Annotated in this window: 20 protein-coding genes; 9 read left to right on the top strand and 11 right to left on the bottom strand. The window is 67.6% G+C overall.

The window, feature by feature from the left end; genetic code table 11:
* The first annotated feature begins 4 nt into the window (after positions 1-4).
* The gene (locus tag NK1_RS17815; protein WP_218023137.1) at positions 5-679 is read left to right on the top strand and encodes a nucleoside/nucleotide kinase family protein; all 675 of its coding nucleotides are present in this window, start codon (positions 5-7) and stop codon (positions 677-679) included.
* A gap of 77 nt (positions 680-756) precedes the next feature.
* On the opposite strand, the gene NK1_RS17810 is transcribed toward NK1_RS17815, so the two are convergent.
* Positions 757-1,623, bottom strand: a complete 867-nt coding sequence (locus NK1_RS17810) for a PfkB family carbohydrate kinase (protein ID WP_063010048.1) — start codon at positions 1,621-1,623, stop codon at positions 757-759.
* A 1-nt stretch (position 1,624) separates the two neighbouring features.
* Positions 1,625-2,197 (bottom strand): TetR/AcrR family transcriptional regulator, encoded by a 573-nt coding sequence (locus NK1_RS17805; protein WP_063010046.1) that lies wholly within the window; start codon positions 2,195-2,197, stop codon positions 1,625-1,627.
* Positions 2,198-2,548: 351 nt separating this feature from the next.
* Between NK1_RS17805 and NK1_RS17800 the strand changes: the two genes are divergently transcribed.
* A complete protein-coding gene (locus NK1_RS17800; RefSeq protein ID WP_063010044.1) occupies positions 2,549-3,589 on the top strand; it encodes an NAD(P)-dependent alcohol dehydrogenase in 1,041 nt (346 codons plus the stop codon).
* 13 nt (positions 3,590-3,602) lie between these two features.
* Here the strand turns inward: NK1_RS17800 and NK1_RS34595 are convergent, their stop codons facing one another.
* From NK1_RS34595 to NK1_RS17770, 6 genes are all read right to left on the bottom strand, one after another.
* Complete coding sequence (locus tag NK1_RS34595) at positions 3,603-4,601, bottom strand: transglycosylase SLT domain-containing protein (protein WP_063010042.1); 999 nt, start codon at positions 4,599-4,601, stop codon at positions 3,603-3,605.
* A gap of 125 nt (positions 4,602-4,726) precedes the next feature.
* Positions 4,727-6,127 carry a cytochrome P450 gene (locus NK1_RS17790; RefSeq protein ID WP_084461143.1) on the bottom strand — a complete coding sequence of 467 codons (1,401 nt, stop codon included), beginning with the start codon at positions 6,125-6,127 and terminating at the stop codon, positions 4,727-4,729.
* Entirely contained in the window at positions 6,127-7,332 is a 1,206-nt protein-coding gene (locus tag NK1_RS17785) for an MAB_1171c family putative transporter (RefSeq protein ID WP_063010040.1), read from the bottom strand. The genes NK1_RS17790 and NK1_RS17785 overlap by 1 nt, the downstream gene beginning before the upstream one ends.
* Entirely contained in the window at positions 7,329-7,814 is a 486-nt protein-coding gene (locus NK1_RS17780) for a hypothetical protein (RefSeq protein WP_063010038.1), read from the bottom strand. The genes NK1_RS17785 and NK1_RS17780 overlap by 4 nt, the downstream gene beginning before the upstream one ends.
* Before the next feature lie 2 nt (positions 7,815-7,816).
* Entirely contained in the window at positions 7,817-8,314 is a 498-nt protein-coding gene (locus tag NK1_RS17775; protein WP_439955947.1) for a helix-turn-helix domain-containing protein, read from the bottom strand.
* A 245-nt stretch (positions 8,315-8,559) separates the two neighbouring features.
* Positions 8,560-9,564: a DUF4189 domain-containing protein gene (locus tag NK1_RS17770; protein ID WP_063010036.1), complete on the bottom strand. Its 1,005-nt coding sequence runs from the start codon at positions 9,562-9,564 to the stop codon at positions 8,560-8,562.
* Positions 9,565-9,786: 222 nt separating this feature from the next.
* On the opposite strand from NK1_RS17770, the gene NK1_RS17765 reads away from it, so the two are divergent.
* Entirely contained in the window at positions 9,787-11,139 is a 1,353-nt protein-coding gene (locus tag NK1_RS17765) for a cytochrome P450 (RefSeq protein ID WP_063010034.1), read from the top strand.
* 94 nt (positions 11,140-11,233) lie between these two features.
* On the opposite strand, the gene NK1_RS17760 is transcribed toward NK1_RS17765, so the two are convergent.
* Together NK1_RS17760 and NK1_RS17755 are read right to left on the bottom strand one after the other, a co-directional pair.
* Positions 11,234-11,983: an SDR family oxidoreductase gene (locus NK1_RS17760; RefSeq protein ID WP_063010032.1), complete on the bottom strand. Its 750-nt coding sequence runs from the start codon at positions 11,981-11,983 to the stop codon at positions 11,234-11,236.
* Between the two features lie 46 nt (positions 11,984-12,029).
* Positions 12,030-13,502 carry an aldehyde dehydrogenase gene (locus tag NK1_RS17755; protein WP_063010030.1) on the bottom strand — a complete coding sequence of 491 codons (1,473 nt, stop codon included), beginning with the start codon at positions 13,500-13,502 and terminating at the stop codon, positions 12,030-12,032.
* A 112-nt stretch (positions 13,503-13,614) separates the two neighbouring features.
* On the opposite strand from NK1_RS17755, the gene NK1_RS17750 reads away from it, so the two are divergent.
* The 6 genes from NK1_RS17750 to NK1_RS17725 all read left to right on the top strand — a co-directional run bounded on the left by NK1_RS17750 (position 13,615) and on the right by NK1_RS17725 (position 19,432).
* Positions 13,615-14,493 carry an SDR family NAD(P)-dependent oxidoreductase gene (locus tag NK1_RS17750; RefSeq protein ID WP_063010028.1) on the top strand — a complete coding sequence of 293 codons (879 nt, stop codon included), beginning with the start codon at positions 13,615-13,617 and terminating at the stop codon, positions 14,491-14,493.
* A 177-nt stretch (positions 14,494-14,670) separates the two neighbouring features.
* Positions 14,671-15,876 carry a cytochrome P450 gene (locus NK1_RS17745; RefSeq protein ID WP_063010209.1) on the top strand — a complete coding sequence of 402 codons (1,206 nt, stop codon included), beginning with the start codon at positions 14,671-14,673 and terminating at the stop codon, positions 15,874-15,876.
* Position 15,877: 1 nt separating this feature from the next.
* Positions 15,878-16,681: an SDR family oxidoreductase gene (locus tag NK1_RS17740; RefSeq protein WP_063010026.1), complete on the top strand. Its 804-nt coding sequence runs from the start codon at positions 15,878-15,880 to the stop codon at positions 16,679-16,681.
* Positions 16,681-16,878: a ferredoxin gene (locus tag NK1_RS17735; protein WP_062999594.1), complete on the top strand. Its 198-nt coding sequence runs from the start codon at positions 16,681-16,683 to the stop codon at positions 16,876-16,878. The genes NK1_RS17740 and NK1_RS17735 overlap by 1 nt, the downstream gene beginning before the upstream one ends.
* A gap of 31 nt (positions 16,879-16,909) precedes the next feature.
* Complete coding sequence (locus NK1_RS17730) at positions 16,910-17,998, top strand: NAD(P)H-dependent amine dehydrogenase family protein (protein WP_063010024.1); 1,089 nt, start codon at positions 16,910-16,912, stop codon at positions 17,996-17,998.
* 207 nt (positions 17,999-18,205) lie between these two features.
* Positions 18,206-19,432, top strand: a complete 1,227-nt coding sequence (locus tag NK1_RS17725) for a cytochrome P450 (RefSeq protein ID WP_063010022.1) — start codon at positions 18,206-18,208, stop codon at positions 19,430-19,432.
* A 115-nt stretch (positions 19,433-19,547) separates the two neighbouring features.
* Here the strand turns inward: NK1_RS17725 and ppnP are convergent, their stop codons facing one another.
* Positions 19,548-19,859 carry a pyrimidine/purine nucleoside phosphorylase gene (gene ppnP / locus NK1_RS17720; protein ID WP_063010020.1) on the bottom strand — a complete coding sequence of 104 codons (312 nt, stop codon included), beginning with the start codon at positions 19,857-19,859 and terminating at the stop codon, positions 19,548-19,550.
* Between the last annotated feature and the right edge of the window lie 699 nt (positions 19,860-20,558).

Raw genomic sequence — 20,558 nt, 5'->3', positions numbered from 1 at the left:
TCCGGTGACGGCCGGGGTGACGGGGACGGGTGAGCTGGCGGCGCGGATCGTGCGGGCGGCGGAGCAGGCGGGCGGGCGCCGGTACCTGGTCGGCGTCACCGGACCGCCGGGAGCCGGAAAGTCCACACTGGCACAGGGTTTGGCCGATGCGGTGCGGCACGCGGGAGTGTCCGCCGAGGTGGCGGGGATGGACGGATTTCATCGGAGCTCGGCAGAGCTGCGTGACTGCGGCGCGCTCGGTCGCAAAGGGCAGCCCGACACCTTCGATGTGGCGTCGTTCGTCGCGCGGCTTCGGAGGCTGCGCGACAGCGCGATCGGTGTGCCGGTGCCGTGGCCGGTCTACGATCGAGCCCGCCACGACCCGATCCCCGATGCGGTGACCTTCACCGGCGAACGGGTCGCGATCGTGGAAGGGAACTACCTTCTGCTGGATCGGCCGGGATGGCGGGAGGTGCGGGAGTATCTCGACGAGGTCTGGTACCTCGATGCGGAGGAATCGCTCATCGAACACCGCCTGCTGCGCCGGCATCGGCGCGGCGGGAAATCACCGGATCGCGCACAGGCCATGGTCGCCGGCAGTGACCTGCCGAATGCCCGTCTCATCGCGCGGACCGCGGACCGAGCCGATCTCGTGCTGCGCGCGGTCGCCGGCGGCTACCGTATCCGCCCGGTTCGGTGAATCTGTCCGGCGTGCGTCTGACCGACTGATTCGTCGTGCGACTCCAGCGTGTCCCGGCGAACCGCAGCCCGATCACCTCATTCGGCCAACTCACCGAGTCGATCACCCCATGCGCGAGTACCGAAGAACCGGCACGACAGGGTGGCGACCGCGGCGGCGCGGGTCAGCGCGTCGACGACGTCGTGGCCGCGCGAGTGGTACGCGCAGAACGCGCCGTGCAGGATGTCCCCGGCGCCGAGCGTATCCGCGCGATCCACGTCACCCACCGCGATCTCGCCCCGAACACCGTTGGCGGAGTACAGGATCGGTTGCTGCCCGCGCGTGACGGCGACCGCGGGGATCCCGATCCGGTGCAGGTGGCCGAACACGTCCTGGCAGTCCGGCGGCGCGAACGAGGCCGAGCAGATGGCGATGTCGACCAGCGGCAGCAACTGCGCATGTTCCGGCTTCCAGCGGCCCCCGTCGAGCACCACCGGAATTCCCGCAGCGCGCGCCACCCGCGCGATGCCGAGGGCCAGTTCGATGTGATGTCCGTCGACGAGCACCACCGGCGCTTCCCGGACGAGGGCCGCGCATTCGTCGTCGAACGACGCCTCGATGCCCGAACCGTCCAGCGAGACAACGGTTCTCGTCCCGGCACCGGCCGCGACGACGATGGACGAGATCGGCGGCGGGTCGGTACGCCGCGCCGTGGTGTCGACGAGTTCGACACCGTGGGAGCGCAGATCGTCGCGGATCAGCGCGGTGAGCGGATGCTGTCCGACGGCGGTGAGCAGCCGGGCGCCGCCGGTCAGTATCGCGCAGGCGACCGCGGCATTGGCAGCCGGTCCACCGGCGCCCAGAAATTGGTCGCGCGCACGGGTTTTGGTGTCCTCGGCCGGATAGGCGTCGACGGCGTAGGAGAGATCGACGGTGGTGAGGCCGACGAACAACGGAACGCTCATCTCATCCCTTCCGCGCCGGTCCGGCCGGACGCATCAGGAGCGGGGCGACGAACCGCTCCACCGTCCGGCGTTCCGCGGCGGCATCGGGCAGCGGCCAGGTGAGCAGCGACAACACCACCCGCACGATCCACTCCGCGGCATCGTCGTCCCCGGCGATTCCGGTGAGTGCGGTGGCGATGCCGCGCAGTTCGGGCGTGGCCACCACGTGGTCGCCGGTGGCGCCCGCCCCCGCCAGGAACGCCGAGAGCGTGGGTTCGGCGCGAATCGCCGCGAGCGAGGCGAGGACGGCCTCCACCGCGCGCCGCCGGCCGCGCAGCGGTGCCACGGTCGCCGCCACCCGTTCGGCGATATCCCGCGCCGCCGTCACCGTCACGATCCGGACCAGCTCCGGCTTCCCGCCGACGTGCCGGTACACGGTGGCGCGGGAGCAGCCCACGCGTTCGGCCACGTCGTCGATGCTCACCCGGTCGATTCCGCGTTCCAGGAACAGGTCGGCAGCTGCCGCCTCGATGCGGGAGCGGGCGACGGTGCGCCGCACCCCGCCCGCGAGCCAGTCGACGTCGGTGGTGCGCATCGCCGGACATGATCCCTTCGGTCTACGGTGTCTCGTAGCGAGACGAGACAGGGAGATTGTCTCATGAGCAAGCGCCGCCTGTATATGCGATTGAAGTGCGCAAACAGCGGCACTCCTACCCGCTGGGGAGAACTGGCGGTATGAGCGACCGTCGCCATCGTGTCTCATCGCGCGACGCTGATCGACACTTGTCTCCACCGCGCGCACGGGGAGCGCAAGGACACCCGTCCCCCGCGGAGGGCTCGATCGACGCGCCGAACGCCGAAAGCGGCGGGTGCGCATTAGCCTGGAAGTTGCCAGGCCGGTGTGAACGATCGCGACCCCAGCTGCTCGACCGAGAGGAAAAGCGCTATGAAGGCTCTGCAGTACGTCACCGTCGGTGCCGAACCGGAGGTCCGCGAAATTCCCACGCCCGAGCCCGGCCCGGGTGAGGTGCTGCTGAAGGTCAGCGCGGCCGGGGTCTGCCATTCCGACGATTTCGTGATGTCGTTGCCCGCGGAGGCCTTCACCTATCCGCTGCCGCTGACACTCGGACACGAGGGGGCCGGGACGGTGGCCGCGCTGGGCGACGGTGTGCGCGGCCTGGATCTGGGCACCAGCGTGGTGGTGTACGGACCGTGGGGCTGCGGCACCTGCTGGTTCTGCGCGCAAGGTCTGGAGAACTACTGTTCCCGCGCGGCCGAACTGGGCATCTATCCGCCCGGTCTGGGGGCGCCGGGAGCCATCGCCGACTACCTGATCGTCGATTCGTCGCGCCATCTCGTTCCGATCGGGGATCTGGATCCGGTGGCGACCGTTCCGCTCACCGATGCCGGTCTCACCCCGTATCACGCGATCAAACGGTCGCTGACGAAGTTGCGTCCCGGCTCCTGGGCCGTCGTCATCGGCAGCGGCGGACTGGGCCATGTGGCGATCCAGTTGCTGCGCCACCTGTCCCCGGCACGCGTCGTCGCGCTGGACGTCAGCGACGACAAACTGGAATTCGCGAAATCGGTCGGCGCCCACGAGGCGGTGCTGTCGAATGCCCAGGCCGCCGGCAACGTCCGCAAGATCACCGGCGCGGCGGGCGCGAGCCTGGTGCTCGATTTCGTCGGATATCAGCCGACCATCGATATCGCGATGGCCGTCGCCGACGTGGATTCCGATGTGACGATCGTCGGTATCGGCGACGGAAAGTCCGCGGCGCGTATCGGTTTCGGCGTCAGCCCGTACGAGGCGACGGCCACCGCCCCGTATTGGGGTGCGCGCAGCGAGCTGATCGAATTGATCGATCTGGCGCACGAGGGTGTCCTCGACATCGCCGTCGAACGGTTCACACTCGACGACGCGCCCGAGGCGTATCGCCGGCTCGCGGCGGGCACCTTGCGCGGACGCGCCGTCATCGTGCCCTGAGCCCGGCTCCTCGCTAATAGCCCTTCGCGGGACGACGGGCATCGGCCTGCTGCACGTTCGACGTCAGATTCGAGCCGTCCCGCGAGACGTGGTAACGGTCCATCACGTAGTTCATGCTCGCCGCGATATTCGCCTCCGGATCGGTGATCTCGGAGGAGGTTCCGGCGACGTGATACGCCTCGAAGGTGCTGGGAATGGTCTGGGTGAGGCCCTGCGACGGATGGCCCGCGGCCGCGTTGGAGTCCGTCGTGTTGATGGAGCCGGTGTTGCCGCTCGATTCCCGTTTGATCAGCGTCAGATAACCTTCGGTCCACCGCGCGCGGGCGGCGGGATCGGTGATTCCGAGGCGGTCCAGCGCCTTTCCGATGTAGTACTCGAGTTCCTGATCATCGAGGTGCCGGCCGGGGCCGCCGCCGCTCGAGCTCACCGGCTGGGTGTATTGGCGGTCGTAGCTGCCACTGCTGTTCGGCGGAACATAGCTGCTCGGCACGGGACCGTAGTTGCCGCCACCGCCGCTGCCCTGCGGCTGGGTGGGAATTCGGGTGGAGTTCTCGTCGTGGAGTTTGTGCGCCTGGGAGACGACGAGATCGGCGTGTTCCACCGCCTTGTCGATCTTGTCGATCAACGACAATTGCAGGGCCACACTGGGATGCGGGGCGACACCGCTGAGAATTCCGGTGATATCGGTTTCGAGTTGTTTGACCGCGGCGCGGGTCTCGTTGGCGATGCCGGCCGAATTCTCGGCGATATCGGACATCATGGTGTCCAGCGAGTTCCACTCCTCGTTGTATTTGCGGATCTTCTTCTGCCGATCGCCGTAATCGGCGACCATCTCGCCGGTGATCGTCTCGGTCGGTTTGTCCGTCGCGGCGAGACTCGCCATCACGACCTTCTTGGCGTTGCCGTCGCCGAGGCCGTTCAGCAGCGCCTCCAGCACCTTCTCCAGGCGGCTGACGGCCGCGTTCAACAGCGGTGCGTCGGTCACCCGGGGCAAACTCACCGACTCGGTCATGACCCACCTTCCGCCACAGCCTGTCCGGGCCCCGTGTCGCCGCCGACTTCGCGCTGCGACAGGCGTTCGCCGGAAGCATAGGTTCGTGACCGGGTCCTGCTATTCCCGCCGTTGGGAGGGCGCGGCTATCGGCGCGGGTGCGGGCGCAGGCGCAGCCCGGCCGGTTTGAGGGTCAGCGTCTCGCGCACGTCCAGCCGGTAACCGGGTTCGGGTTCCAGATCGAAGCGGTGCAGGATCGCGGCCAGGGCGACCATCGTCTCGTGCAGGGCGAACTGCCGCCCGATGCAGGCGCGGGGACCGGTGCCGAACGGTTTGTACACGCGTGGCCCCAAAGTACGAATGTTGTCCGGCAGGAAGCGGTCCGGATTGAATTCCCCGGCGTCGGGCCCCCACGCCGGATCGCGGTGCGCGGCCTGCAGCAACACCAGCACCCAGTCCTTGGCCGCGATCCGGTAGCGACCGGAGCACAGGGTGGTGTCCTGTTTGGCGCGGCGGAAATAGCCGGGTGCGGTCGGCCAGAGCCGCAGTGTCTCGTCGACCACCCGGCGCAGACCGCGCAACTTCGCCACCTCCTCGAAACCGATGGCGGGGGCATCCGCCGTGGGCCATCGCTCGTCGATCTCGGATCGCACCTGCTGTGCGATGTGCGGGTGGGTGGCCAGGTAGTGCAGCGCGAAAGCGATGGTGTTGGCGGACGTTTCGCTACCGGCGATGAGGAAGGTGAGGATCTGATTGCGAATATTGGTGGCGTCCAGCCGCTCTCCGGTATCGGGATCCGCGCCGTCGATGAGCAGATCCAGAATGTCCTCGGACACGGCGTGCGGCTGCGCTCGTCGCGCCTCGATGATCGCGTCGACCACACCGTGCGCATGTGCCAGATCCGCGCGGTGGCGGCGGTACTGCGCGCGGCGGAACAGGCGCTCGAACCACGGCAGGACATCGGTGCGGCGATTGGCGTAGGTCAGCTCGCGGACCATCGCCGCCACGAACGGATCGGCCGCGGAATCGGTCAGGGCGCCGAACGAATGCGAGAACCCGGCGCGCGAGATGATTTCGAAGGTCAGCGTATTCGTCGCGGCGGGAATGTCGATCCAGGACGAGTCCGTGGCCCACCCGGCGACCAATTCGTTCACCACGGCGACGATCGTGGCGTGGTAGTTCGCCATCGCCGTCTTGGTGAACGCCGGCAGCAGAATGTTGTGCGCCTTGGCCCACGTGGGTTCCCGGTTGAAGGCGGTGAACAGTCCGTCGCCGGCCAGGGGCCGCAATTTCATCAGCGAATGGCCGATGTGTTTCTCCCACACCCGCTCGTCGTTGACCTCGTCGATGGCCTCGGCGCCGGTGACGATGATCGCCGGATAGCCGAACAACTTCTGCTCGAACACGGGTCCGAGTTCGCGGCCCTGTTCTGCCAGCCGCTGGCACGGCTTCGCGAAATCGGTGGTCAGCACGTCACCGAGCAGCGGCAGTCGCCACGGCGGATGCGGCAGCGTGTGGGTGGACGTGGTGTCGGTGCGGACGGTCATCAGGCGTTCTCTGCTTCCTGCGCGGCGCGGTGGAGGGTGCGGGGACGGTCGGCGAAGCGGGTGGCGGCGGGCCACCACCGGGAGACGCGGAGCAGTTCGTCCACCTCGTCGTCCAGGGTGGCCGAATCCGAGACCGGTGTCGCCGCGGCACCGCCGGGCGGATCGCCGGTGCGGGAGCGTTCGCGGGCGGCGAGCGCCAATTGCAGGGCGTATCCGGCCGGCTCGGCATCGCGCGGCGGAATACGTTCGGCCGCGGCGAAATTCGCGAACTCCGCCGGATCCACATCGGCACAGTAGGGACGCAGCTCGAGGATCGCGTCGCGGATCTCGACCGTGGTGCGGTGCAGGCGCAGCCGGGTGATCCGGCGCGAACCGGGTTCCATCGGCAGCCGGCTGTCGGGAAACATCGTGGTCATCGACTCCCACAGCGGTCGCAGCCGCCGCCACCGCCGGCCGGTGGCATCGAAACCCACCACCCCGAGCAGGGCCTCGACGACCGGTGCCGACGAGACGATCGCGATCACCGTCGCGATCCAGAAGAAATTGCGGGAATTGGTGCGCAGGCGGTAGTCCACCGAATCCAGCACGCCGATCTGCTGCACCAGCGCCAGCCCGGTCGCGATCGCCGTGGTCACCCCGATCGCCGCCCCGGCCAGCGCTATTCCCGCGAGCACCACCTTCTCACCGCGGGTGACGCCGTGCTGGCGATATTCCGACCAGCAGCGAGCGATCATCCGGACCGCGAGAAACAGCGGCAGAATCGAGAAGGCCAGCCAGACCATCACTTCGGCCCAGCCGCCCGACACCTCGACCGGCCGCTGCTCGCGGCGGGCGCGGGTTCCGGCGGCCAGGATCGCGATCGACAGCGCCGCCGCGATCAGGTGATACCGCCATTGCCGGTTGCGCACTTCCCGGGCGGCGTGACCGGACAGCAGATCGATGACGCACAGGAACGGTGCGATCGAGACGACGATGGTGCACAGCGAAATCTGTTGCACCGTGGTCACGGTCGTGGGCGCGACGGCGACGATCGCACGCTGTGCCACGTCCTCGCGCAGCACCTGGGTCGCCGCGATGATCGTCAGCGTCGAGTTGAGATACCGTTCGGCCGCGGTGTCGTCGAACCACACCCACCGCGCCGCCACCACCAGTACGGTCGCGACGATGACCGGCCAGGCGATCACCACCGGCACCGACGAGGTCATCGCCCCTCGAACAGCACGTTGCGCAGGCTCTGCCCGCGACGACCGGCGGTCGCCGAGACCATGACCATGCTCGCGAACAGTTCGGCCTCCCGTTCGGGTCCGCTGCCGTATCCGGACCGGCCCAGGACCGCGCGTACCGTGTCCGGGTCGATATCGGGCAGCACCGCGCCCAGAGTGGAATCGCAACCGCCGCCGGGTGTTTCGCGATCGTGCCCGAGCACCATATGCCCGATCTCGTGACACACGATCTGGTCGATGTGGTACTCCGAGGTGGCGTCCTCGTGGATGATCACGTCGTCGTCCTCGCGCACCAGCCACAACCCGCACGGGCTGTCGATCACATCGTGCATGGCCATCGGAATCAGGGTGATCGGGCGCCCGCGGGCGGCGGCCACCGCGGCCACGAAGGCAGTGCGATCCCAGGGATCCGGCACCGGCAACCGGTCGAGCACCTTCTGGATCCGCCTGGCCGATGCCCCCATGGTTACGGTCCGTCCTGGTCTTCCCGTTCGTCCCCGTCGACCGGGGGCAGATTCTCCAACTCCCGCGCGCGGTCCACGATCGACGCGATACTGGACAGAGTCCGCGGTGTCAGCCCCGACGCTCGCAATGCCAGATTCCGCACGCCCGCATCCTTCATAGCCTGTAACAGGCTCAGCTGCGAGTCGAGCGCCGCATCGGTGCCGTTGTCGAGCAGATAGGACGGGGGCACTCCGAAGAACTTGGCGATCGCGCGCAGGTGGGCGACCGTCGGATTCGACTTCACCCCCGACCGCAACTGCCACAGATAGGCCGCACTGATCGAGGTGCCGGTGGCCTTCGTAATCGCCTCGGCGGCAGCCACATTCGACAAGGGTGGCTCGGACGGTGGGTGCATCACCGCGAGCAGGCGATTGATCTTGGCGGCCAGCTCGGTCGGCTCACCATCGGCGCGCGGCGCAGTGTCATCGGCGCGCGGCGTAGCGGTCGGGTCCTCGTCCACGGCCCTCCCTGGCGAGTAGAGGCGGATTCGACAACAGTACATGAGCCGACGATTGACATATACCAGCGTTCATGACACCGTCATGGGCGTCTACGTGAGTACACGTTGGGACACAACGTGTTCACTGGCGAGGAGGGGGAGTCAGTGCACACGCCGACGGGCCGGCGCCGCTGCGTGCGGCGGGCCGGTCGCGGCGCTCCGGTCGACGATGCCCGGAGCGCTCCGGAGTTCTTCGCTGCGATGTTCTACTCCGTCGCGCATTTGGACCATTTGTTGAACGGTCCCGATACCCCGTAGTTGTCCTGTGCGCTGCTGACGGCCTTGGATTCGGCCTCTTCGGCGGTAGTGCCCCAGGTGGAGGCCCAGCCGTTGTTCTGGCCGACGACCACCGCGACGCAGGCGTTGCGCGCCCACGCCGCCGGTTGTGCGCAACCGGGGCAACGGGTTTGGACCTGGTTGGTGGCGTCGTCGGAGCTGATCGTGCTGCGCGCCCAGGTCACCTTGCCGGTGTCGGCGTCGTAGCCCGCGGCGATCCAGACATCGGCCGGTGTGGCAGGAGGTGGCGGGGGAGCGTAGCGGGTGGTTTCGCGGGTCGTGGGTGCGGTCGAGGTCGAATACGTCGGCGAGGGCCGGGTGGTCGTCGACTGCTGGGCGGCCGCATCGGTATCGCTGTTCTTGTTGTGGTTGTGCACCACGATCACCGCGACGACCGCGCCCAGCACGAGGACCGCCGCGACCACTGCCGCGACGATCGCCAGCACCTTGCCGCCACCCGAATTCTGCTGCGGTGCACCGGGATACGGGTAGGGCTGCCCGCCGTACTGCGGGTCCGGATACGGCTGCGCATACTGTTGCCCGCCCGGATATCCGCCTTCGGGATAGCCGCCCGGCGGATATGCCTGCCCGTACATCGGGGGCTGATTCGGATCGCCCGGATACGGCACTCCGGCGGGATATCCCTGTCCCGCATGGACGGTGGGATCCTCGGACCCGGGTGGCGGGCCCGGTTGCCCGCCCGGATACGCCTGGGTCGGCGGCGCCTGCTGTCCGGGGTAGGCCTGGGTCGGCGGGGCGGGCTGTCCCGGATAGGCCTGGGTGGGCGGAGCCGGTGGCTGCGGCACGGGGCCGCCGGGCTGCGCGCCGGGATCCGGCACGCCACCGGGGTAGGCCCGGGTCGGCGGCGCCGGGGGCGGGCCCGGCTCGCCGGACGGCGGCTGCTGCGGGGAATCCGGGCGATCGTCGCTGGCCATCGCCCTACCGCACCCGGCTCGTCGAAATGCGCTGTGTCGTGGTCGGTATCGACATCGACCGTGCCCCCGTCCCTACTGTGAATCGTATCGGCGAGCCACTGTAGCGCATACCCATGACGTCGAGATTGCCCGAAATAGCATTCTCTAATTGGGAGAGCAAGATTGCCGTACCCACTATTCTGAGAAGTCGGAGCCTGAGACCGGGGACGCCCGAGAGGACACATCGTGACCGTGCACGCCGACGACCACAGACAGCCGCGCTACGACTTCGATCGCCATGCGCCGCAGTACCGCGACAACTTCGACGCGATAACCACGGACATGCACCGGCAGTGCCCGCTGGCCTGGTCGCCGACCTACGGCGGGCACTGGGTGGCGGCCGGCAGCCGGGAGGTGTTCAGCCTCGCGCGGTCGGAAAACGTGTCCAGCGACCATGATCCGAACGGGGAGCGCCGCGGCTACCGCGGCATCACCATTCCGTTCCCCGAGACCGGGAACGCCATCCGCAACGGCATCCTCGAAATGGATCCGCCCGAACAGCGGCTGTGGCGCCAGGCGCTCAATCCGTATCTGTCGCCGGCGGCGGTGCAGCGCTGGGTGCCGTTCGTCGACGAGGTGGTCCGTGCGAGCCTCGACGATCGGATCGAGAGCGGGCGGATCGATTTCGTCGACGATCTGGCCAATATCGTGCCCGCCGTCCTCACCCTGGCGATGCTGGGTATACCGCTGCGTAAATGGCAGCTGTACTGCGAACCCGCGCACGCCTCGGTCTACACCCCGCCCAATTCCCCCGATATCGAGCGGGTTCGGCGTCAGCACGAGGCGATGGGGCTGGATCTGCTGATCAACCTCACGCAAGTGCGGGAGCATCCGCGTCCGGGAATCATCGAGGCGCTGACGCGGCTCGAGATCGACGGGACCGCGCCGCCGGATATCGAACTGCTGGGGATGCTGGGCCTGCTGATCGGCGGCGGCTTCGATACCACCACCGCGCTGACCGCCCATGCGCTGGAATGGCTCTCGGAGCATCCGGATCAACGGGAGATCCTCAGCGCCGAGCGCGAGTTGCTGTTGAATTCGGCGACCGAGGAATTCCTCCGCTACTTCACTCCCGCACCCGGCGACGGCCGCACCATCGCCGCGGATTGCGAGTACGCGGGCATCCGGCTGGAGGAGGGGGAGCGGCTGTGGCTGTCGTGGGCGATGGCCAATCGCGATCCGGAATTGTTCCCGGATCCCAACACCCTCGATCTGGACCGGAAGGGCAACCGGCACTTCAGCTTCGGCCTGGGTGTGCACCGCTGTATCGGATCCAATGTGGCGCGCACGGTATTCAAGCGCATGCTGGTCGCGGTGCTCGATCGGCTGCCGGATTTCCGGTGCGATCCCGGCGGCGCGGTGCATTACGACACGATCGGCGTGATCCAGGGCATGCGCCACCTACCGGCCACGTTCACACCCGGCCGCCGGCTGGGGCCGGGGCTCGAGGAAACCTTGGAGACCTTGCAGCGGCTCTGCGATGAGAATCGCCTGGCCGAACCGGTCACCGTCCGGCGCGACGGCGCCGATCTCTGAGCGCGTAAGGCATTGCGGGCCAGCCCGGTTCACCACCCGAACCGCTGCCGCACAGACGCCCGTCCCGTAGCGGGACGGGCGTCGCTCGCGCTCGCTACCGGATGATCTGCCCGCCGTCGACGTTGAGGATGTGCCCGGTGACCCACGCCGCGTCGTCGGACAGCAGATACAGGCACGCCCCCACCAGATCCTGCGGGGTGCCGATCCGCTTGAGCGGCAGGCGATTCACCATGTCGTTCACGATCGAGCCGGGAGTGACGGTCTGCGTCGCCTCGGTGTTGATCGGCCCCGGCGCGATGGCATTGATCCGGATGTTGGATCCGCCGAGTTCGACCGCCAGCTGCTGGGTGAGGCTGTTGACCCCGGCCTTGGCGAGACCGTAGAAGTTCGAATACACCCATGCGGCGGTGGAGGACTGGTTCACGATGGACCCGCCGCCGCCCTTCGACATGTGCTGCCACACCGCGCGGGTCATGTTCAGCGCGCCGTCGAGGTTCACGCTCATGAACTTCTTGTAGTAGTCCCACGGCACCGTCAGCAGCAGGTCCAGCTTCATCCCGCCGTAGATGGCGGCATTGTTGACCAAGTGGTTGATCGCGCCGAATTCGTTGTGCGTGTAGTCGGCCAGGGTGGTGACCGATTCCGGATCGGAGACGTCGACGGGATGGAAGACCGCGGTGCCGCCGCCGCTGCTGATCTCCTCGGCGACCTGTTTTCCCTTGTCCGCGTTGAGATCCGCGACGACGACGGTGGCGCCCTCGCCGGCCAGCGCCTTGGCGTATTCGGCGCCGATGCCCTGCGCCGCGCCGGTGACGATCGCGACGCGATCGGTGAAACGAGCCATGAGTTGTCTTCTCCTGTCGATGATCCGCGACGAGGTCGCGTGCTGTCTATTTCTGCGCGGTGGCGATCAGCTTGGTCTCGAGGTACTCCTCGAATCCGGCCACACCGAGTTCGCGGCCGATGCCGGACTGCTTGTAGCCGCCGAACGGGGCGTCGGCGCTGTACCAGATGCCGCCGTTGACGCCGAGGGTTCCGGTCCGAACACCGTTGACCACGTGGTCGATTCGCGCCTGGTCGGTGCCCCACACCTCGCCCGAGAGCCCGTAGGGCGATTCGTTGGCCAGCCGGATGGCGTCGTCGTCGCCGTCGTGCGGAATGACCACCAGCACCGGGCCGAAGATCTCCTCCTGGGCCGCGGTCGAGGTGTTGGACAGGCCGCTGATCAGAGTGGGTTCGATGAAGTAGCCGCGCTCGCGATCGGGACTGCCGCCGCCGGTGACGATGGTGCCGCCCTCGGCACGTGCGATATCGATGTAGCGCTGCACCCGGTCGCGCTGCCGCGCCGAGATGACCGGTCCGCAGACGGTACCCGGTTCGTTCGGATCGCCCGGGACGATGCCGCCCATCGACTTCGCCGCCGCCGCGACCGCGGTGTCGTACTGCTCGCGCGGGACGAGCAGGCGGGTGGTGAGCGCGCAGCCCTGTCCGGCGTGGACGCAGACGGTGAAGCCCGCGTAGCTCGCCGCGGCGGCCACATCGGTGTCGTCCAGGACGATGAAGGCCGACTTCCCGCCGAGTTCGAGGAACACCTTCTTCAGGCTCTGCGCCGCGCCGGCCATGATGGTCCGGCCCGTCTGTGTCGACCCGGTGAACGAGATCATGTCCACCCGCGGATCGGTGACCAGCTGGGCGCCCAGCTGGTGGTCGTCGGAGGTGACGATATTGATCACGCCGGCCGGAATGTCGGTCTGTTCGGCGATCACCGTACCGACCAGCGCGGCGGCCCAGGGGGTGTCGGGAGCCGGTTTGAGCACCACCGTGCACCCGGCCGCCAGCGCGGGACCGAGCTTGGCGAAGTTGATCTGATGCGGGAAATTCCACGGCGTGATGGCGCCGACCACACCGATCGGCTCCCGGCGCAGCGTGCGCGCCGTGGGAATTCCCATCGGCTTCGCGACGCCGAGATCGCTGACCCACTCGTAACTTTCGGCCAGATCGGCGAAATAGCCGAGATCGCCGATCGGGCCCTCCAGTTGCGGCCCGCTGGTCAGCATGCGCGGGGCGCCCACCTCGGCGATGGTGATCTCGCGCAGCTCCTCGATGTTGTCGCGCAGCGCGTCGCGCAGTTGCCGCAGGCAGCGGGCCCGCAGCGCGTGATTGCGCGACCATTCGGTGTTGTCGAAGGCCGCGCGGGCGGCGGCGATGGCCGCGTCCATATCGGCGGCGTCGGCGTTGGCGGCCTGGCCGAGGACTTCCTCGGTCGCCGGATTGACCGTCGCGAATACCCCCGCGCCGCCGGCGACCAGTTTGCCGTCGATCAGAAGCCGGGATCCCTCGCCAGGGGGGAGCAGTTTCGTCATTCGCCTCTCCGATAGGGCTGTCTGGACACCTGTACGGAATATAGTTTGGACGGAGCTGTGAATACAAGAACGTGTTGCAGAGTGATCGAATCGTGAGAGGCGGGTACCGGCGATGACCGGAGATGCGGCGGTGGCCGGCAAGGCGGCGATCGTGGTGGGCGGCGGCAGCGGTATCGGCCGGGCCGTCGCCGTCGAACTGGCGCGTCAGGGCGCGGGCGTGGTGGTCAACTCCCGGGCCGAGGCGGCGGTGGACGCGGTCGTGGACGAGATTCGCGCGGCGGGCGGCCGCGCCGTCGCGGTCGCGGGCTCGGCCGCGGACGAAACGATCGCGGACGCCCTGGTCGGCCGGTGCGTCGAAAGTTTCGGTGCCGTCGATGTTCTCGTCAACTGTGCCGGGATCGCCGAACCCGCGCACTCCTCGATTCTCGACATCTCGACCGCGGACTGGCGCGCCCAACTCGATTCGCACCTCACCACGGTGTTCAACACCTGCCGCGCGGTGGCGCCGCTGATGGTGGCTCGCGGCGCGGGTTCGATCGTCAACACCGGCTCGTTCGCCTATCTGGGTGACTACGGGGGCACCGGCTATCCGGCCGGAAAAGGCGCGGTCGCGAGCCTGACGCTGGCCATGGCCGCGGAACTGAAAGAGCACGGCATCCGGGTGAACGCGATCTGTCCGGGGGCCAGGACGCGGCTGTCCACCGGACCGGAATACGAGGCGAAGATCGCCGAGCTACGCGAGCGCGGCCTGCTCGACGAGTTCACCGCACAGTCGTCACTGGACGCTCCGCCGCCGGAGCACGCCGCCGCGCTCTATGTCTATCTCGCCTCCGGCCTCGCGACCGCAACCGGCGAAATCTTCGTTGCCGCAGGCGGATTCGTCGGTCGCTTCGCGCGGCCGAAGCTCGAGTCGATCGGCTATCGCGACCATACCGATACCCCGCCGTGGACGGTGGCCGAACTACAGCCGCTCCTCGGTGAAGGGGCGTGAGAAGGGTGGCGGCGCGGCTGTTCATGGTGGCGCGTCCACCCTGCCCAGAGCGCTCGCCCCATTGTCCGGATTCCGGTCCGGTGGTAGCGTCCAGACACATGTCCAGTCCTGTGTCTCGGTTGGCGGTGTGCGGATGAGGCTCGATGTGAACGCGTTATATTTCGAGAGGTGGGTGTGATGACTGTGGCATCTGCGCAACCGGTCGTATTCGATCCCTACGACTACCGGTTCCACGAGGATCCGTATCCGGTCTATCGGCGGCTGCGCACGGAGGCGCCGCTGTACTACAACCCGGACCTGGACTTCTGGGCGCTCTCGCGCCACGCCGACGTGACCGCCGCATTCCGCGACGCCGCCCGTTTGTCCAGCGCCAACGGCGTCTCCCTGGATCCGGCCGCGTGGGGTCCGCACGCGCACAAGACCATGTCGTTCCTCGCCATGGACGATCCGCGTCACCTGCGCATGCGCCAGCTGGTCAACAAGGGCTTCACCCCGCGCCGGATCGCCGGTATGGGCGAGCGGATCCGGGAACTCACGCTGCAACATCTCGAACCGGCGCTCGAGCAGGGCAGTTTCGACTGGATCGAGGACTTCGCGGGCAAGCTGCCCATGGACGTCATCTCCGACATGATGGGTGTGCCGGAACCCGATCGCGCGGAGATCCGCCGCATGGCCGATCTGGTGGTGCACCGCGAGGAGGGCGTCCTCGACGTGCCGGAGGCGGCCATCGAGGCCTCGCTGAATCTGGTCGTCTACTACTCCGACATGGTCGCCCAGCGTCGCCGCAGCCGCACCGAGGATCTGACCTCGGCGCTGCTCGACGCGGAGATCGACGGCGACAAACTCACCGACGACGAGATCATCGGCTTCATGTTCCTGATGGTCGTGGCCGGCAACGAGACCACCACCAAACTGCTCGGAAACGCGCTGTACTGGGCCGGCCGCAATCCCGAACAGTTCGCCAAGGTGGTCGCCGACGGCGATCTGGTGCCGGACTGGGTCGAGGAGACGCTGCGCTACGACAATTCGAGCCAGATGGTGGCGCGCTCCTCGGTCGTCGACGTGCCGTTCGAACACGGGGTGATCCCCGCCGGTTCGAAGGTGGTGTTGCTCATCGGCTCCGCCAATCGCGACGACGCGGTCTTCACCGACGGAGATCGTTACGACATCGAACGCACCGACAAGAGCGCGCTGGCCAGTTTCGGCGGCGGTGTGCACTTCTGCCTGGGTGCGCATCTGGCCCGCTTGGAAACCGTGGTCGCGTTGCGCGAGTTCGCCTCCCGCGTCCGGGAGTACTCGATCGACGAGTCCGCCATGGAGCGGGTGCATTCGACCAATGTCCGGGGGTTCGCGAAACTCCCTGTCACCGTGGAGGTTTCGTAATATGCCGCGCTTCGATCCGCATCCGGATGTGCGACCGGTTCTGATCGCGGGGGCGTCGTCGGGAATCGGCGCCGCGACCGCGATCATGCTGGCCGAGGCCGGATTCCCGGTGGCGCTCGGTGCGCGCCGGGTGGAGACCTGCCGCGAGCTCGCCGACAAGATCACCGCCAACGGCGGCACGGCCTTCGCGGGCTCGCTCGACGTCACCGACGACGCGTCGGTCGACGCCTTCGTCACCGCCGCCGAGGACGCACTCGGGCCGATCGAGGTCGCGGTATCCGGCGCCGGGGACATCGAATTCGGGCTGGCCTACGAGATGGACCCGCAGACCTTCCTGAAACAGGTCGACGTCCATCTGGTGGGTGCGCAACGGCTGGCCCACCGCATCCTGCCCGGCATGATCTCCCGGCGCCGTGGCGATTTCGTCTTCATCGGCTCCGACTGTGCCGACCAGGTCCGTCCCCGCAACGGCGCCTACAACGCCGCCAAGACCGGACTCGAGGCGATGGCCCGGCAGCTGCGGATGGAGTTGGAGGGCACCGGTGTTCGCGCCTCGATCGTCCGGCCGGGCGCGACCCAGACCGGCATGGGGATGAACGCCGCCCCCGACCAGGTCGGACCGCTGCTCGACGACTGGGTGAAGTGGGGCTTCGCCCGTCACCCCTTCTTCCTGCGGGCCTCCGACCTCGCCGCCGCGATCGCCGCGGTCGTGAACACACCGCGCGGTGCGCATCTGGTGTTGGTCGAGGTGCAGCCGGAAGCCCCGCTGCGCGAATCGGATTCACCGGAGCAGGAGCAGAGCTGATGCGTATCGAGGTGGATCTGGACCTGTGTCAGGGCCACGCGATGTGCCAGGCCGAGGCGCCGGACTACTTCGACGTGCCCAAACACGGCAAGGTCGAGATCGTGCGCGCGGAGGTGGACGAGGCCGATCGCGCCGATGTGGAGAACGCGGTGCGCTACTGCCCGACTCAGGCCCTGTCGATCGTGCGGGACCAGTGATGGGCGCGGCCGGCCGGGAAGGGGAGCACTCGTGATCAAGGTGGTTCAGTGGGCGACCGGCGGCGTGGGCCGCGCCGCGATCGAAGGCGTCCTCGACCATCCGGAGCTGGAACTGGTGGGCGCCTGGGTGCACAGCCCCGACAAGGACGGCGTCGATCTCGGCACCCTGGTGGGTCGCGACCCGATCGGCGTCACCGCCACCACCGATGCCGAGGCCCTGCTCGCCCTCGACGCCGACTGCGTGGTCTACAGCCCGGTCTTCGCCGACACCTCGGTCCTGCGCGCGATCCTGCGCTCGGGCAAGAACGTGGTGACTCCGCTGGGCTGGTTCTATCCCCGGCAGCGCGACCGCGAGAAGTTCGACGCGGTCTGCGCCGAGGGCGCAGTCACGTTGCACGGCACCGGAATTCACCCCGGCGGCCTCACCGAACGGTTGCCGTTGGTGGTTTCGGCGCTGTCGGGTTCGGTGACCGGGGTCCGGGCCGAGGAATTCTCCGATATCCGCACCTACGGCGCCCCGGATGTGGTGCGGCACTGGATGATGTTCGGCGCCGATCCGGACAAGGCCCGACAGAGCACGGTCGCGGCGATGCTGGCCGGCGGATACAGCCAGTCGGTGTGGATGCTCGCCGACGAACTGGGCTTCGACCTGGATCCCGATATCCGCGCCACCCACGACATCGCGGTCGCCACCGCGCCGATCGAGTCACCGATCGGCATCATCGAGCCGGGACAGGTTGCGGCCCAGCACTTTCGGTGGGAGGGCACGGTCGACGGCGAACCGGTGATCACGGCGGCGGTCAACTGGTTCATGGGTGAGCGGGACTTCGACCCGGCGTGGAGCTTCGGGCCGAACGGGCAGCGGTTCGAGGTCGAGGTGCGCGGCGACCCCGGCTGTGTCCTGACCCTGTCCGGGCTGCACGCCCACGATCCGGCCGAGGGGGCCCGGCGCAATCCCTCGATCGTCGCCACGGCCCTGAACTGTGTGAACGCGATCCCGTATGTCGTCGCGGCCGAACCGGGTGTGCGGACCTATCTCGATCTGCCGCTGCCGGCCGGGCGGGCCGCGCCGCATCTGCATCGTGACCGGAGAACCGAGGTGAGCGATACCGGCGAATAGCGTTGGGCGATGCGCGTCCGGACGATCGGGAAATCCCGTCGATCGGGCTGTATTTCGTATGCTCGAAATAGTTTTGTCATAACTTCTGTTTTTCCGGAATGCGCGCGTCCGCAGCCCTTTTCCGCTGCAGTGCAACGTGTTCTAATCAAGGAAGAACACGTTTCGAAAAATCCATGATTCGCAGTGCAGCGGACACGAGGAGGAACTGTGGCTGCTCCGTCGATACCGGCCGGATTCGATTTCACCGACCCGGAACTGTGGGCCGCGAGAAGTCCGGTCGCAGAATTCGCGGAATTGCGGCGTACCGCGCCGGTCTGGTGGAACGCCCAGAGCGAGGAGCAGGCCTACCCGTTCGAGGACGGCGGCTACTGGGTGGTGAGCCGCCACGAGGACATCAAGGAGATCTCCCGCCGCTCGGACGTCTTCTCCTCGGAGAAGAAGGGCTCCATCATCCGGTTGCCCGGATTCGCGACGCCGGAGCAGTTGTCGGTCACCAGTGCATTGCTGGTGAACATGGATCCGCCCAAGCACACCAAGATCCGCCGCATCATCTCGAAGGGCTTCACCCCGCGCGCGGTCGAAAGCCTGCGCGCGGCATTGACCGAGCGGGCCGAGCGAATCGTGCGCGCGGCCAAGGAATCCGGCGGCGGCGATTTCGTCGAACAGGTGGCATGTGAATTGCCGCTGCAGGCCATCGCCGAACTGCTGGGCGTCCCGCAGGACGATCGGCACAAGCTCTTCGACTGGTCGAATCAGATGCTCAATTACGACGACCCGGAGTACGGCGATTCCGCGGTCGCCTCGGCCGAAATTCTCGGCTACGCGTGGAATATGGCCGAGGCGCGCCGGACGGAACCGGCTGGCGATATCGTCAGCCAACTGGTCAGCGCCGATATCGACGGCGAGGCATTGGGTTCGGACGAATTCGGATTCTTCGTGATTCTGCTCGCGGTCGCCGGAAACGAGACCACCCGTAATGCGATCACCCACGGGATGAAGGCTTTCGTCGATCATCCGGAACAGTGGGAGCTGTACCGCCGGCAGCGCCCGCGCACCGCGGTCGACGAAATCGTCCGCTGGGCGACTCCGGTCACCGCGTTCCAGCGCACCGCGACCGAGGATGTGGAACTCGGCGGGCAGCTGATCAAGGCCGGCGAGCGGGTCGGATTGTTCTACAGCTCCGCCAATTTCGACGAGTCGGCCTTCGACAAGCCCTTCGACTTCGACGTACTGCGCGACCCCAACCCGCATCTGGCCTTCGGCGGCACCGGCGCGCACTTCTGTGTCGGCGCCAACCTGGCCCGCCTGGAAATCGACCTGATGTTCAACGCCATCGCCGACGTCATGCCCGATCTGCACCAGATCGCCGATCCGCAGCGCCTGCGCTCGGGCTGGATCAACGGCATCAAGCACTGGCAGGTCGAATACTCCTAGACCCGGGGCAAGGGTAGGGGACAACCGAGGGCCGCACGATCATTCGTGCGGCCCTCGGTCGTGTCATTGGCTCGCTCGACCCAACCGGCGATCCGAGCCAGGTCCGACCGGTGGTTCAGCCGTAGTGGCACACGTAGTGCAGCGTCTGCCCGACCTCGATGTCGAACGAGCTGTCGCCGGGTACGGAGAACGATTCGCCGCCGCGGTAGGTCGTCGGCTCGGTCTCGCCGGGCAGGGTCACGGCGCACTCACCCTCCACCAGCTCCATGATCTCCGGCGCGCCGGTGTTGAAGGTCAGGGTCGCGGGCTGGATCACGCCGACCGACTTCTTGGTGCCGTCGGGCAGCGTGAGGCTGTAGCTCACGCACTTGCCGTCGAAGTACACATTGGCCTTGGTGGCCACGCTGACGTTCTCGAACTGCGACATGGTCTCTTTCCCGGAGATGAGGTGGAGCAGTCAGCCTACTGTCGCGCCCTCCGCGCTCTGTTCGGGAGGCTCGGGACGCGGGTCTCGTGATCTGAACGTGATCCGCGATACAGAATCCCCAACTGTGTGCCAACACACAGTTTAGCGAGGATCTCCCGGTCGTCCGGGGGAAAGTTGGGTGCTCGCGCCCTTCTTTCGAATGTGTGTTCGTTGCACCCATGATGCATGAGCGTTATCGTCTTGAGATATAACCGGCTCGCCCGATTCGGTTATGTAATGCGAATCGCGCATTCGTGTCTCCCAATTGAAACCGTCGTCATACTCGGCCGCGCCTTCGGAGCGAAAGCCCGTCGGCGGACCGAACGCGGCAGGACGTACGCCTGACCTATGTCGAGGCGCGGCACATCGCGGCGCCTGCGGTAGTTCAGCCGTTCCAGATCACGTCATCCCCCAGCACCTCGTGCAGAGGCGAGTTCGTTGCGATCCCGCCTGGTCGCGCGCTACCCGCCGCATGCCCGAGCCCGGCCGAACGGTCAAGAATAAGGAATCACATCGCATGTCTTCGAAACCCGCGCGCCGCACGTCGGTGACATCACTCGTCCGTACCGCCGGTGCCGTGGCAGCGGCCGCCGCCGCGGTCGCGGCCATCACCACGGCGGCCGGCGTCAGCGAGTCGGCCAAACCAGACGCGGTCGCGCT

Origin of the sequence: Nocardia kruczakiae NBRC 101016 (genome assembly GCF_001612965.1) — a bacterium.
Taxonomy (GTDB): domain Bacteria; phylum Actinomycetota; class Actinomycetes; order Mycobacteriales; family Mycobacteriaceae; genus Nocardia; species Nocardia kruczakiae.
This window is presented reverse-complemented; position numbering and strand designations above follow the sequence as displayed.

Coding starts and splice junctions, on each gene's coding strand:
- NK1_RS17780 (WP_063010038.1), bottom strand. CDS start 7,814: ATGGGGGCATCGGCCAGGCGGATCCAGAAGGTGCTCGACCGGTTGCCG.
- NK1_RS17810 (WP_063010048.1), bottom strand. CDS start 1,623: ATGAGCGTTCCGTTGTTCGTCGGCCTCACCACCGTCGATCTCTCCTAC.
- NK1_RS17745 (WP_063010209.1), top strand. CDS start 14,671: ATGACTGTGGCATCTGCGCAACCGGTCGTATTCGATCCCTACGACTAC.
- NK1_RS34595 (WP_063010042.1), bottom strand. CDS start 4,601: ATGACCGAGTCGGTGAGTTTGCCCCGGGTGACCGACGCACCGCTGTTG.
- NK1_RS17785 (WP_063010040.1), bottom strand. CDS start 7,332: ATGACCTCGTCGGTGCCGGTGGTGATCGCCTGGCCGGTCATCGTCGCG.
- NK1_RS17790 (WP_084461143.1), bottom strand. CDS start 6,127: ATGACCGTCCGCACCGACACCACGTCCACCCACACGCTGCCGCATCCG.
- NK1_RS17800 (WP_063010044.1), top strand. CDS start 2,549: ATGAAGGCTCTGCAGTACGTCACCGTCGGTGCCGAACCGGAGGTCCGC.
- NK1_RS17755 (WP_063010030.1), bottom strand. CDS start 13,502: ATGACGAAACTGCTCCCCCCTGGCGAGGGATCCCGGCTTCTGATCGAC.
- NK1_RS17805 (WP_063010046.1), bottom strand. CDS start 2,197: ATGCGCACCACCGACGTCGACTGGCTCGCGGGCGGGGTGCGGCGCACC.
- NK1_RS17740 (WP_063010026.1), top strand. CDS start 15,878: ATGCCGCGCTTCGATCCGCATCCGGATGTGCGACCGGTTCTGATCGCG.
- NK1_RS17760 (WP_063010032.1), bottom strand. CDS start 11,983: ATGGCTCGTTTCACCGATCGCGTCGCGATCGTCACCGGCGCGGCGCAG.
- NK1_RS17750 (WP_063010028.1), top strand. CDS start 13,615: ATGACCGGAGATGCGGCGGTGGCCGGCAAGGCGGCGATCGTGGTGGGC.
- ppnP (WP_063010020.1), bottom strand. CDS start 19,859: ATGTCGCAGTTCGAGAACGTCAGCGTGGCCACCAAGGCCAATGTGTAC.
- NK1_RS17735 (WP_062999594.1), top strand. CDS start 16,681: ATGCGTATCGAGGTGGATCTGGACCTGTGTCAGGGCCACGCGATGTGC.
- NK1_RS17770 (WP_063010036.1), bottom strand. CDS start 9,564: ATGGCCAGCGACGATCGCCCGGATTCCCCGCAGCAGCCGCCGTCCGGC.